The 13,200-nt window shown below is 53.8% G+C and carries 13 protein-coding genes; 3 read left to right on the top strand and 10 right to left on the bottom strand.

What is annotated here, in order from left to right:
* Window position 1: 1 nt before the first annotated feature.
* The 6 genes from SOJ49_RS03030 to SOJ49_RS03005 form a co-directional block, all read right to left on the bottom strand.
* Complete coding sequence (locus SOJ49_RS03030) at window positions 2–1,477, bottom strand: TolC family protein (protein WP_369856753.1); 1,476 nt, start codon at window positions 1,475–1,477, stop codon at window positions 2–4.
* A 217-nt stretch (window positions 1,478–1,694) separates the two neighbouring features.
* Window positions 1,695–1,988: a type II toxin-antitoxin system RelE/ParE family toxin gene (locus SOJ49_RS03025; protein WP_369856752.1), complete on the bottom strand. Its 294-nt coding sequence runs from the start codon at window positions 1,986–1,988 to the stop codon at window positions 1,695–1,697.
* The gene (locus tag SOJ49_RS03020) at window positions 1,989–2,258 is read right to left on the bottom strand and encodes a type II toxin-antitoxin system Phd/YefM family antitoxin (protein WP_369856751.1); all 270 of its coding nucleotides are present in this window, start codon (window positions 2,256–2,258) and stop codon (window positions 1,989–1,991) included.
* A gap of 144 nt (window positions 2,259–2,402) precedes the next feature.
* The gene (locus SOJ49_RS03015) at window positions 2,403–2,684 is read right to left on the bottom strand and encodes a type II toxin-antitoxin system RelE/ParE family toxin (protein WP_369856750.1); all 282 of its coding nucleotides are present in this window, start codon (window positions 2,682–2,684) and stop codon (window positions 2,403–2,405) included.
* Window positions 2,681–2,953, bottom strand: coding sequence for a CopG family ribbon-helix-helix protein (locus SOJ49_RS03010; RefSeq protein WP_369856749.1), 273 nt, complete (start codon window positions 2,951–2,953; stop codon window positions 2,681–2,683). The genes SOJ49_RS03015 and SOJ49_RS03010 overlap by 4 nt, the downstream gene beginning before the upstream one ends.
* A gap of 296 nt (window positions 2,954–3,249) precedes the next feature.
* Entirely contained in the window at window positions 3,250–4,863 is a 1,614-nt protein-coding gene (locus SOJ49_RS03005; RefSeq protein ID WP_369856748.1) for an ABC-F family ATP-binding cassette domain-containing protein, read from the bottom strand.
* Window positions 4,864–5,052: 189 nt separating this feature from the next.
* Here SOJ49_RS03005 and SOJ49_RS03000 point away from each other — a divergent pair, with 189 nt between their 5' ends.
* Window positions 5,053–6,342, top strand: coding sequence for an ISL3 family transposase (locus tag SOJ49_RS03000; RefSeq protein ID WP_369856747.1), 1,290 nt, complete (start codon window positions 5,053–5,055; stop codon window positions 6,340–6,342).
* An 86-nt stretch (window positions 6,343–6,428) separates the two neighbouring features.
* On the opposite strand, the gene SOJ49_RS02995 is transcribed toward SOJ49_RS03000, so the two are convergent.
* The 3 genes from SOJ49_RS02995 to SOJ49_RS02985 all read right to left on the bottom strand — a co-directional run bounded on the left by SOJ49_RS02995 (window position 6,429) and on the right by SOJ49_RS02985 (window position 9,330).
* Entirely contained in the window at window positions 6,429–6,620 is a 192-nt protein-coding gene (locus SOJ49_RS02995) for a 4-oxalocrotonate tautomerase (protein ID WP_369856746.1), read from the bottom strand.
* A 73-nt stretch (window positions 6,621–6,693) separates the two neighbouring features.
* Entirely contained in the window at window positions 6,694–8,154 is a 1,461-nt protein-coding gene (locus SOJ49_RS02990; protein ID WP_369856745.1) for a 2-hydroxymuconic semialdehyde dehydrogenase, read from the bottom strand.
* A 273-nt stretch (window positions 8,155–8,427) separates the two neighbouring features.
* Complete coding sequence (locus SOJ49_RS02985; RefSeq protein ID WP_369856744.1) at window positions 8,428–9,330, bottom strand: LysR family transcriptional regulator; 903 nt, start codon at window positions 9,328–9,330, stop codon at window positions 8,428–8,430.
* Between the two features lie 107 nt (window positions 9,331–9,437).
* Here SOJ49_RS02985 and SOJ49_RS02980 point away from each other — a divergent pair, with 107 nt between their 5' ends.
* Window positions 9,438–10,010 (top strand): antibiotic biosynthesis monooxygenase, encoded by a 573-nt coding sequence (locus tag SOJ49_RS02980; RefSeq protein WP_369856743.1) that lies wholly within the window; start codon window positions 9,438–9,440, stop codon window positions 10,008–10,010.
* A gap of 134 nt (window positions 10,011–10,144) precedes the next feature.
* On the opposite strand, the gene SOJ49_RS02975 is transcribed toward SOJ49_RS02980, so the two are convergent.
* Complete coding sequence (locus tag SOJ49_RS02975; RefSeq protein WP_369856742.1) at window positions 10,145–11,074, bottom strand: catechol 2,3-dioxygenase; 930 nt, start codon at window positions 11,072–11,074, stop codon at window positions 10,145–10,147.
* A 399-nt stretch (window positions 11,075–11,473) separates the two neighbouring features.
* On the opposite strand from SOJ49_RS02975, the gene SOJ49_RS02970 reads away from it, so the two are divergent.
* Complete coding sequence (locus SOJ49_RS02970; protein WP_369856741.1) at window positions 11,474–13,186, top strand: sigma 54-interacting transcriptional regulator; 1,713 nt, start codon at window positions 11,474–11,476, stop codon at window positions 13,184–13,186.
* Window positions 13,187–13,200 lie beyond the last annotated feature (14 nt).

The following is a 13,200-nucleotide window of genomic DNA, read 5'->3' as shown; positions in this document are numbered from 1 at the left end:
ATCAGCGAGTCTCCGTAGATAATTCAGATGAGGATCCAGTGGTGTTTTTCAGGCTGGCAGTACCCGGTAAGCCAAGTGCCAGACCCAGCGTAATGCGGTTACTCAGGCGCTGATACGTGAGGGTGTTCAGCGTGCCCTCCAGGTCATAGCGGGATTGCTGTACCGTCAGCAAATCGAGCAGATCGACCAGCCCGGAACGATAACGGCGCAGGTAACGTTCTTCATTGGCACGAGCGCTCAGCAAGGCCCGCTGAATGGCGGCTTGCTGGCGCTCCAGTGCCACCTCTTGATCCAGTGCATTTTCCACTTCCGTCACGGCGGTCAGCAGCGTTTCCCGATAGGCCTGGGCGGACTGGGCAGCGGTTAATTCGGCGGTACGGGCCGCTGCTTTTAACTCACCGCCCCGAAACAGCGGTGCCGTCAGCTGTCCCAACAAACTCCAGACCGGATCCGTCAACAAGGATGCTGCAGGGGAACGGCCACTGTCGGACAACGCCGCCGAAATACTCAGTGATGGCAACATGTCTTTGTAGGCGACGCGGGTGCGTAAATCAGCGGCTTCCAGCGCCTGCCAGGCGGCTTGCAAATCAGGACGACGCGCCAGCGTCTGTTCCGGCAAATCCACCAGCGGCATCAATACCGCAGGATAATCATCCGGAATAGCAACACCTGCCGAACCTGCCGATTCTGCAGCCGTATCTGTCACTTGACCCAGTAAAGTACGTAAACTGCGTTTTGCTGCAGCCAGCTGATACCGGTTATCGGCCTGGGAGGACTCAGCACTGGCCAATGCCGAACGAGCGCTGTCCAGATCATCCAGATCGCCGACACCGCGACGATAACGCTGCAGAATTGCCTGTTCATTTTTGCCCAGTGCGGCAAGACGCAGAGCCTGCCATTCGATGGCATTGTGCAACTGGATCAACTGCAGCCAGGTCGACATCACCGCCGCTACCTGACTGTCACGCGCCGACTGATACAGCGCCAGTTGTTCGGCCACATCCGCCGCCGCCGCCGAACTGCTGTCGGCCAGCTTGGCCCATAAATCCAGCTCCCAGCTGACCGACAACTCGGTGCTGAAGCTGTTGCCCGTGTTTTCACCACGACTGGCGGCAAAGCCCAGATCCGCCTGCGGCAACTGGCCAGCTTCCACACCGCGCTGTTCACTACGCAAAATCTGCAGCGTCAGCCAGGTTTGCTGCAAACCGGGATTGGCGGCCAGGCTTTGTTTGACCAGTTGGGTTAACTGCTCGTCCGGCAGTAGCGATAGCAGACTGTTGGACTCGACCGCTTCCTCCCCTGCCACAGAAGTCACGGGAGTGGCTTGCCACTGCTGAACGCTGGCCTGTTCATCCATCAAGGTTTGCTGTACCGCTTGCTGCTCGCCAGACAAACTGGCACACCCCGCCAGTAACATGACAGGTAGCAGCCGGGCTGTTCGTGGAATCAGGGGCAACGGGAATGCCAGAAAAGGCATAAAAGATACTCCGCAGGAATCTGGTCGGCCATGCTAGAGCAGCCAAGGTTAAGGTAGGGTTAAGGGAACGGAAGGTTAAGAGCGAATCCAGCGCGATTCAATCAGCAGCGGATTGGAGGTAAGCTGTGGCGGTGAGAGTCACTTTATGAAGTGTCCGGAATCAGTTGACCACTACAGAGCGCAGCGTAGGCGCGTCCGACAACAGCCGCTTGTTATATCAGCTCTCTGGTAGCTCAAGTTGTCTCTCACTTCTCCAAACTCGAATGAGCACAACGTCAGTTTCTTGTCTCAGGTAGACAACTCGAAATGGCGAATGGATTAGCTCTCGGATATGGTTCAAACCAAGCTCGGGGACAATCCGGCCAGCATCAGGGTGGCGCACAAGCATTTCAGCTTGCTCCAGAATGGCGGTCACATACTCATCACCGATATGCGGCACGCTCTCTTTGATGTAGTGTTCTTGAATAGCTTGCAAATCCTCAAGAGCGGACTGTGAGACGCGCAGTTCCATTTAGTTAATGCCCAGGGTTTTCTTCGCATCAGTTAGAGAAACAGTATTGCCCTCGCGAACATCCATGAGACCCTGTGCCACAGCTTTAACGAATCGGAGTTCCTCAGCAGTTTTCTCAAACTCCTCAAGCCCTTGAACAACAGCTACTCCACGACCTCGGCTCGTAAGCAAGATTGGACGGTGTGTACTCTGAGCTCGGCTAACCACCTTTCCAGGGTTAATCTTTAGGTCTGAGAGAGGGACAACGTCTTCTGAAAACTTTACTTGCATGATGCATACTCCAAAGTGGAACAGCTATCACTAATAGCACCAGTTAACAGGTGCGGTCAAGAGAATATAACGCTGAGCGCACCGGAGCCTTTGACGTAGCGAAGCGGAGACAAAGGCATCCGAGTGCCGCGTCTGGTTAAATTACTATCGTTCACCTGCAAGGCCATGCCATACCCGGAGAATGATGATGGCACTGGCATGAAGTGAGTATCGAACGACGTATTTGCCGAAAAACATATCTCGAACGGAGTCTGGCACCGGTGCCATTTCAACGGGTGTGCCCATTTTGGGGAAGTCTGGGAGCAGTCCGATTTTGCCAACCAGTTCGGCGGCAATCTTGGCTGCCGCCGATGGATTGTGGACTTCAATGAACTCCCTCAAACGTTTCAAATCTTCGATGGCTTCATCCGTGTAAACCAGTTTCACTTACCTGACCTCGGTGCATCCTGCTCGTTCTCGGCTCCCCAACTATTAAGCCAGCTATGAACCTCACTGGCATCAACAACCTTGCCTTGGGCGGCAGACTCCATTGCCTCTAACGTTTGTTTCCAACGCTCCTGCTCAAGCTGCTGCTTTTCTATGTATTCCGACAGTGCCTGGTTGATTACCCAACCTTTGCTCCGCTGCAGCCTGCTTGCGATTGCTTCCAGGTGCTGTTCAACTTCGGCTTGGAGACGAACGGTGGTGACACTCATAGCTATACCCTCGAACCTGAAACTACAATGTATTACATCATAGTCTGCGAGGTGTAGTGGTCAACTGATTCCGGACACGGTGTTAAGTTTTTCTTCTGCTGCGAGAGGGCTGATACCACCATTAGCCGTATGTGGCCGCTGTTGGTTGTAATAGCCCACAAAAAAGCCCGCAATCATTGCGGGCAAAAAGAAAAGGGTATCCGGATTAACTGGTTGATACGTGCGTTAGCGTTCAAAAGTAGAGCTCAGGTGAGCAACGGAAAATATGGTTTATCGTGAGACACACGACATTTCCGTCAAAGTGGCTCCAAACTCCAGCCTTGTTCAGTAGCAAGCAAGCGTTCTGTTAGTCCGAGGTTTTCCAGAAATGAGTCATCATGCGACACTACGATCAACGTGCCTTGGTAACTACGCAACATGATTTCCAATGCCTGTACTGAGGGCAAATCAAGGTGATTGTTCGGTTCATCAAGTAACAAGAGTTGCGGTGGTGAATCGGCGTAGAGTATGCAAGCGAGAGCTCCCTTTAGACGCTCACCGCCGCTCAACGACCCGCTGGGTGTCGCTATCTTCTGCGCGTCAAGTCCTAGTTGAGCCAAGCGCATGCGCAGGTCCCCTTCAGTAGCTGTGCGATTGGCCAATTGTAACTGTTCTAGTACCGTATTCTCTGGATCCAAATTTTCTAATCGCTGATCGAGATATGCTCTCTCCGGCGTCACCTTGGATACCCCAGCCAAAGGCGAAACTTGTCCTGCAAACACTCGAAGCAATGTGGATTTACCACAACCGTTCGGGCCGACTACACCTATACGCTGTTGTCCACCCAGGATCAGGCTTATGGTTCGGGTTGCTCCCGATACGTACGGCAGCTCCACGTCATTCAATTCGGCCACGCGACGCTTTGCGGCCTGCGTAATTGGTATTTCATGCAGGGTTATTTGCGACTCATCTTCAACTTGTTGTGCGGCTTCACGCACGCGTTGGTTGAGTTGTGCCCGGCTGGAGGCCTGTTTCTGGCGCAGCGCGCCTGACGATGTCTCGCTGCGCTCTTTCTGACGATCCAGCAAGATCTTGGCTTGATTGGCCTCTTTGCCTCGCCGGTTACCGCGCGCTTGCCGTTGTTCCTGCCGTACACGCTGCTTCCGCATCGCCTGTTCCTGCCGTTGGCGTTCAAGCTTGCGCTCACTCAGGCTTTGTAGGGCGTTCTGTCGTTCATGTGCCTTAGCCTCGGCATAAAATGAGTAGTTGCCTCCGTAGCTTTGCAGCCCCAGGGAAGACAATTCCACGATGCGCTCCATGGACTCCAGCAACTGCCTGTCATGGCTGACCACGATCAGCCCACGCGGCCAGCGTTGTAGTTGTTCGATCAGCGCCTGTCGGTTCGGTCGATCGAGATGATTGCTCGGCTCATCGAGAATCAAGAAGTCTGCATCCGAGAGCATGGCACCAATCAAGGAAATTCGCATCGCCTCACCGCCGCTCAGGATGCTGGCAGGCGTATCTGTTTCAAGGTGGCTCAAGTTATTGCGCTCAAGTTCATAGCGGAGTCGCTGGTGTATGTCCCAGTGATCTCCTACGGCATCGAAATCCTCCGGTGCTGTACTGCCTGACTCAATACGTGCTAGCGCATCCAGCGTGTGCTTTACCCCCGCCAAGTCGGCCACTGTAGAACCATCAGGGTGCACCACTTGCTGGGCGAGGTAATGCACGCTGCCGGAGCACTGGCAGTGGCCGGTGGTTGGTTGTAACAACCCAGACAAGATGCGTGCTAGCAAAGTTTTACCGACACCATTGCGTCCGACCAGTCCTGTTGAGCGCATATCGAACTGCTCGCGAAGGTCGGAGAAAAGAGTTCTGCCGTCTGGCAGAACGTGGGACACGTTTTTCAGTACGAGATGGGTATTCGTCATGCTCTATTCCAAAGATGCCAAGAACTCCCCCTGCTACTGGGGGCTGGTGGAGACTGGCCGTCATAACAACGGCGGCATCAATGGCGCATTGGACAAACACCTCATATTGGAAGGAATAGGCTAATTATTGTACAAGCACTTGCAGAAATGGACAATGCAGTAATTTCAGCTGATTGAACCAACAAACTCATGACCGAGATGCCCGACAACATCCTGCACCTGCCTGAGTATCAGGTACTGGGCTTCAAATCCACCGACGACGAAATGCACTTCCAGGTGGATGCGCCCAATCCCATCGCCTGCGAGGAATGCGGCGTGCAGGGTGAATTCGTGCGGTTCGGCAAGCGTGATGTTCCCTATCGTGATCTGCCCATCCACGGCAAGCGGGTCACCCTCTGGGTGGTCCGCCGCCGGTACACCTGCCGGGCCTGCAAGACTACCTTCAGGCCCCAGCTGCCGGAGATGGTAGACGGCTATCGCATGACACTGCGGCTGCATGAGTACGTGGAGAAGGAAGGCTTCAACCATCCCTACACCTTCGTGGCAGCACAGACCGGCCTGGACGAGAAGACGGTACGCGACATCTTCAGCACCCGTGCCGAGTTTTTGGGGCGCTGGCACCGCTTCGAGACGCCCCGCATTCTGGGCATCGACGAGCTGTACCTGAACAAGCGCTACCGCTGCATCCTGACCAACATCGAGGAGCGAACCCTACTCGACCTGCTGGCCACTCGCCGACAGGACGTGGTGACCAACTACCTGATGAAGCTGAAAGACAGGCAGAAGGTCGAGATCGTCAGCATGGACATGTGGAACCCCTACCGGGCAGCGGTCAAGGCCGTGCTGCCACAGGCCCGCATCGTGGTCGATAAGTTCCATGTGGTGCGCATTGCCAACGATGCCCTGGAAAAGGTGCGCAAGGGTCTCAGGAAGGAGCTGAAACCCTCCCAGAGCCGAACCCTCAAGGGAGACCGGAAAATCCTGCTGAAACGCGCTCACGAAGTTTCAGACCGAGAACAACTCATCATGGAGACCTGGACGGGCGCATTCCCGCAACTGCTGGCTGCCTACGAGCACAAGGAACGCTTCTACGACATCTGGGACGCCACCACACGGCCCCAGGCAGAAGCCGCTCTGGACGACTGGATAGCCACCATCCCGAAGGGCCAGAAGGAAGTCTGGAGCGATCTGGTCAGAGCTGTGGGCAACTGGCGCGAAGAGATCATGACCTACTTCGAGACAGACATGCCGGTCACCAACGCTTACACGGAGTCCATCAACCGACTGGCCAAGGACAAGAACCGTGAAGGGCGTGGTTACTCCTTCGAGGTGATGCGGGCACGAATGCTCTACACCACGAAGCACAAGAAGAAGGCCCCGACTGCGAAAGTATCTCCGTTCTACAAGAAAACCATCGGTTACGGACTGCCGGACTTCGCAGAGGAACTCAACTACGGAGTCGATCTATCAACCATCTGAGGGTGGCATCAGGTTGGTGGGGTGAAGGTGCCCCATCAACCATTAAATCCGCATACCCAAAGAAAACAATCACTCACTCACTGCCGTCAGCGGCCGAGCTTTTTCACCGAGACACCACCAATACCAAAATGTTGCTTGGGCATTTCCGTGATCAGTACCCGGACACTTTCACGAGGAGCGCCCAGAGCACGTACGGCGGCTTCTGTCAGTTCGACAATCAGCTGTTCCTTCATTTCATCAGGACGGCCTTCGATAATACTGACCTGAATAATCGGCATGGCGGCTCTCTCTGTTACTGTACTGGATACACGGATGGGCTACGCCTCACCCGTGCGGTTATGCCAACAGGCATTACAACTTGATGCAAATATTCTTCAGTTCGGTGTAGAACTCAAGACCATGGACTCCGCCTTCACGGCCAATCCCGGACTGTTTGGCACCACCAAAGGCAGTACGCAGGTCGCGCAGGAACCAGGAGTTGACCCAGACGATACCGGCTTCCATCTGCTCGGCGACACGAATCGCCTGGGAGGTATTTTCGGTCCAGATCGCGGCAGCCAGGCCGTACACCGTGTCGTTGGCCAGTTCGATCGCTTCTTCTTCCGAATCAAACGGGCGAATATGACAGCAAGGGCCGAAAATTTCTTCGCGCACCACACGGGCGTCGTCTGGCAGACCGGTCCAGATGGTCGGTTCAATCCAGGCACCGTCATTCAGTTCAGCCCCCATATCCGGGATACCGCCACCAATTTCTACCGTCGCGCCTTCTTCTTTTGCCAGGTTGTAGTAGTAGGCAACCTTGTCGCGGTGTTCGAGGCTAACCAGCGGGCCGAAATTGGCTTGCTTGTCTTCCGGGCGACCCAGCTTGAGTTTGGCAACTTCTTCTTTCATACGGGCCAGAAACTGGTCATACACGGGCCGCTCAACGTACACACGCTCGGTGCCCAGACACACCTGACCGCAGTTAACGAAGGCGGAACGCATGGTGCCTTCGACGGCTTTTTCGATATCACAATCGGCAAAAACAATACCGGCATTCTTGCCGCCACATTCCAGCGAGATATTACGCAGGCCACAGGCGGCGGCTTTCATAATGATTTCGCCGGTGCGGGTTTCACCGGTAAAGGTAATGGCATCGACCAGCGGATGGGTGGTGAGAAATTCACCCGCGGAGTTTGGCCCCAGGCCATGAACGACGTTAAAGACACCGGCAGGAACGCCACATTCGTTCATGACTTCACCCAGCAAGGTGGTGGTGGCCGGGGTTTCTTCTGATGGTTTAACCACCACGGTATTCCCACACGCCAGCGCCGGGCCAACTTTCCAGGTCATCAGCAGCAACGGCAAGTTCCATGGCGAAATCACCGCAACCACCCCTTTCGGAGTACGGTGACCCATGTTGATAGCGCCCTTGCCGTCTGGAGTATCAAGACGGAAATTTTCAGTCGGATGGTTGGCCAGGGTTTCAGAGAAAGCCTTGAAATTGGCCGCACCGCGTGGAATGTCGATATGGCTGGCAATGCTGTGTGGCTTGCCGGTATCCAGACATTCAGCCTGGAGGAATTCGTCAAAGCGTTCGTTGATACGATCCGCTACCTTGTTCAATAGATTGATACGCTGTGCCTGGGTGTATTTGCCCCAAGGGCCTTTGAGGGCTTTTTTGGCAGCCTTGACGGCGGCATCAACTTCTTCTTTTCCGGCTTCGTGCACCAGGCCAATCAGGCTGTTATCAACCGGGTTACGATTTTCAAATGTCCGGTTGCTCAGAGATGCAACATACTCACCATTAATAAAGTGTCGAAACTCTTTCATATATCACCTGTTTGATCATTTGTTTGCGCAGGAAAAAACGTAATTCCGCCGTTCGGGATCACGGTTTATTGTTATTCGGCTTGCTACTTCAGAAACCCTATATCAGACCCTCAGTATATGGCTGGCATAAGCGGTTAAAACCGATAATTTCGAGAGTTGATCATCCCGATTACGGGATGATCAAAGTACCAAAAAGGGGCCATTCAGCGCAGTCAGTCCTGCCGGGGGGAGCCAGACAGTCCGCTGGCAGCGCAATAATAATCGCTCTGTCGATTACACGGCTTCACGCAGAAGAGCGGCTTTCTGGGTTGCCCTGGCGATGACAAAATCAATAAAAGCGCGGGTTTTGACGGGCAGGTTTTCGCGGTGCGGGAAGACAATATTGACCTGCCGATCTTCCATCCGCCATTCCGGTAACAATTGAATCAGCTCGCCTTTTTCCAGCTCGTCACGGGCAATGTAAGACGGCAAACAGGCAGCACCAACACCATCCAGTACCGCATCCAGAGCGAACTGGATTTCATCGGTTCGTAACGCCGGTTTCGGCACGAAAGTTTCCGCTTCGCCGTTGTTATTAAAGAAGCGCCAGACCGGATTACGCTTCAGTGCCACCAGCGGCATGCGTGACAACTCTTGCGGGCGCTGCGGATTATCGAATTGAGTCATATAGGCGGGTGTGGCACAGATCAGATTACTGGAACGAAACAGCGGCCGAGACACCCATTCATTCAGGGTCACATTACCCATGCGGAAGGCGATATCAATGCTGTTTTTCACCAGATCGACATTCTCGTTACTGAGGAACATTTCTACCGTAATACGTGGATTTTCCTTCATGAACTCGAACACCCACTGCTTGACGTAGTAGTGCCCGAGGCTGACGGGAGCGGTGATTTTGATGTCGCCCGACATCGACGACAACTCACTGTTGACGTTTTCCAGCCGGGTTTCGAGATCCTGTACCGTGTGAACGACACTCTGATAAAAACGCTGGCCGGATTCGGTCAGACCAAAGGTTTTGGCGCTTCGATGAATCAGCTTGTAACCCAGCTCGGCTTCAAACGACTGTATCCGCCGACTCAGCGTGGAGGTGGGCACGTTCAGATAACGCGATGCTGCCACGATACTGCCTTTATCCACCACCTTCACAAAGAAATACAAATCCTGATAATTCATTGAGCACCCATATATGACATTCGGAATTCCCGCGCATATTAAAAACAACACCTGACCTTGTTTTCTATTCGCGCTAGCATTTTGAAATTATTATTATTGGAGTGGTTATGGAACCCCACAGCGACACAAACGGCCCTGTTACGGTTGTCATTTCTCGCCGTGTTATTCCCGGCAAGGAGTCCGAGTTCGAACAACTCAGCGCCGAAATGACCCTCGCCGCTTCACGCTTCGAGGGCTATCTGGGTACCAACCTGTTTCGCCCGGCCAGCAGCGAAGACCCAGAGTACCGGATCATCTTCCGCTTTGCCTCCCATGCCGCGCTTAACGTCTGGGAAGCATCGGAGCAGCGGGCACAACTGCTCGGTTCGATTGAAGCCCTGTTGTCGTCACCCACCCAGCGAGAAAGAACCTACGGCATCGCCAACTGGTTTGATCTGCCTGGACACCCAGCGGCGAACCAACAATCTCCACCAGCCAAATACAAGATGACCATCGTCAGCTGGATGGCCCTGTATCCTATCGTAACGCTGATTTTCTTTTTGTTTGGTGAACCGCTTGCCCATATCCCACTGATACTGCGCACACTGCTGGTGACCGCTGCGGTGATGGTTCTGATGTCTTACGTCGCCATGCCACGCATGACACGCTGGTTCGGGTTCTGGTTATTTTCCAAACGCTAACAACTCGAATTTGACACCTGCGAACCTGACACCCGCCCCTCTCAACATGCAATGTATCGACACCTTCCAGCTTGTCCAGCAAGCATAACGCCACGATTGACCGTGGCGTTATGCTTATGGGCTATTCAGCCAGATCAGGTAGTGACGGTCAGGAAGCGTTCGTTCAGGACACGGTCATGGTAGAAAATCGCCTTGCCCAGCTGATCTGCTGTCCAAGTGATCGGTTCATGATCCGGATAGTGGTAGTTACCATTGGCGAACACTTCGGTGCGGTTACCGGATGGGTCAAAGAAATAGATCGTACGACCGTTAGTTAAGCCGTGGCGGGTCGGGCCAATATCGATAGGGGTATCCGTCATGGAGATCAGGTCAGCAGCACGCAGCACGTCTTCCCAAGTTTCCAGGTAATAGGACGAATGGTGGAACTGGCCGGACTCGGGGCTTTCAATAAAGGCAATATCATGCGCTTTCATGCCGCAAGACAGAAAAGCGGCGATCACGGTTTTATCTTCATCCGGTGTCAGTACTTGCTCAGCCATATCAAAACCCAATACCTGCTGAAACAATTTTGCCGTTGCCGGAACATCCGGGCCATACAACAGGCAATGGTCGAAACGCACCACGCCCATCCCTTTAAGGTCACGCGGCCAGGCTTCCGGGTTAACATTCGATATACCCCATTTGCCGGTTTGCTCCTTGGTGGCAAACAGCTCAAAGGTATGACCGGTCGGCACCACAAAACGAATTCGGCGGCCACAATCCTGCAGATCGTTGGCGGCCACCTCATTAACTTCAACACCGTATTCAACCAAACGGCCTTGCAGCAGATCCAGCATTTCTTCTGAAACAACCTTGAAACCGATAAAGTCCACACCGGCAGCATCGGCCTCACGCAGTACAACTGAATACTTGTCCACTTCCGACCAAGCTTTCAGATAAACGCGACCCTGATCATCGCGACCCGTTTCAATCAGACCCATCAAGTCACAGTAGTGCTTCAGGGCATCTGCCATATCGAGAACCCGAATCTGGACATGTCCAGGACGCATTACGCCGTATTTCATAGCTATTTCCCGTTTATTGTTATTTACGTTTGATAGTACACATGACTCCACTGGCTTTCAGCCGGGTGGAACCAATGAGAGAATCTTGATCTCCGTTCGTCTTGTTTTTTGTGATTATGACGAATGGATACGAAGCCTGTCTGGCCGTTATTACTGTCTGCCTGCAAGTAAAAGCAACCGCCGTGCCAGCGCCAGAAAAACAATTCAGCAGAACCATGGAAAACAATAAGTTATTGTTTTATAAAAGATTTTTAAAATCAATCCGATCAATAAATTCAGCTTTACGCCCAACCACGGGACGACCAGATCCCGATAGACATTTACGATATAGTGACTGTGATCTATCCAATTGACGATATGATCAATCTGATACCGGCCAACACAAAAAAGATAACAACAATGAGCCAAAGAACTGCGTTACCCGTCCCCAGCGACGATGACTTGATTCATCAACTGCGTTTCGACCCCGACAGCGGCCACATATGGCTGCACGAAAATCGAATGCTACTGACCCACTCCGCCGTGTTTGGCAAGTTGCGCAAAGACCTGATTGATATTCTTGGCTGGGAACGTGCCAAGGGTGTGCTGATGCGCTTTGGTTACGCCGCTGGCCGCCTGGACGCAGAGCTGGCCAAACGCTTGCGTCCCGACCTCAGCACCAGAGATTCCTTTGTAGTAGGGCCACAGCTGCACAAACTCGAAGGCAAGGTCAAGGTGACACCGATCCGGTTGGAGTTCGATATGGCCAGCGGTGCCTATTACGGCGAATTTGACTGGCACCACTCCTGGGAAGCCGAACAACACCTGCAGGAGATCGGCCCCAGCAAAGAAGCCGTGTGCTGGACACTGCTCGGCTATGCCAGTGGCTACACCAGTTACTACATGGGGCGACAGATTCTATTCAAGGAAACCCAGTGCTGCGCCTGTGGCGATAGCCACTGCGTCAACATCGGTCGTCCGGCCCATGAGTGGCCAGATCGCGAAGAACTGGAAAAATACCTCCGCCCCAGCCCGCTGATCGACGAACTGGAGTTGCTGCAGCACGAATACACCGAATTAAAAAACCGTTATGAAGCCCAGACTCAGGCCGACTGGACACCGTTTTCCGCCGTTGGCAATGCCCCGGTGTTCAAACAGGCCTGCGATATGATTGCCAGAGCCGCCGCTAGTAAAGTCAGCGTGTTGTTGCTGGGAGAAACCGGGGTCGGCAAGGAAGTTCAGGCCCGCAACATTCATCGTCTCAGCGACCGCGCTGAACAACCCTTTGTCGCCGTCAACTGCGCCTGCATTCCACCCGACCTGATTGAATCGGAATTGTTTGGGGTCGAAAAAGGTGCCTTTACTGGTGCCCACCAATCGCGCAAAGGCAAATTTGAACGCGCCGATTACGGCACCATATTTCTGGATGAAGTCGCCGAACTGACCCCCAGAGCACAAGCCACCCTGCTGCGGGTACTGCAAGAAAGTGAGCTGGAACGCGTTGGTGACACCATGACCCGCAAAATCGACGTACGGGTTGTGGCTGCCACCAATGAAGACCTGGAACAGGCCGTCCGGGACGGACGCTTTCGCGCCGACCTGTTCTTCCGCCTTAACGTCCTGCCCATTCGTATTCCATCATTACGTGAACGCAAGGAAGACATCCCGCTGTTGGTGGAGCACTTTCTCGACCGCTACCAGCGAGAGTACAACAAGAAAATTCTCGGCCTCACCGACCGCGCCATGTCGATGCTGGCGGAATACGCCTGGCCGGGTAACGTCCGTGAACTGGAAAATATGATCGAACGCGGCGTGATTCTGACCGACAACCATCGGGTCATTGAGCTGGAACATCTGTTCCCCTCCCTGACAGAGCCATCTCATCCGCTCAACATCATTAACCGTCAGGGTAGAATTGCTTCACCCGGCAGCGAAATAACCACCATAGCGCCGGGGTTATCGACCGACCAGCTGGCCGACATCCTCATCGCCTCCGGCACCAGCCTTGATGAACTGGAAACCCTGCTGATCGAAAAAGCACTACAGAACAGCCATGGCGTAGTCACCGAAGCAGCGAAACAGCTGGGACTGACACGCCCTGCACTGGCCTACCGGATGAAAAAACGGCAATAAATCACGTACCGTCC

It is taken from the genome of Candidatus Thalassolituus haligoni, from assembly GCF_041222825.1.
Taxonomy (GTDB): domain Bacteria; phylum Pseudomonadota; class Gammaproteobacteria; order Pseudomonadales; family Oceanobacteraceae; genus Oceanobacter; species Oceanobacter antarcticus.
The sequence above is the reverse complement of the archived record's forward strand: the minus strand, read 5'-3'. Positions and strand labels throughout refer to the sequence as shown.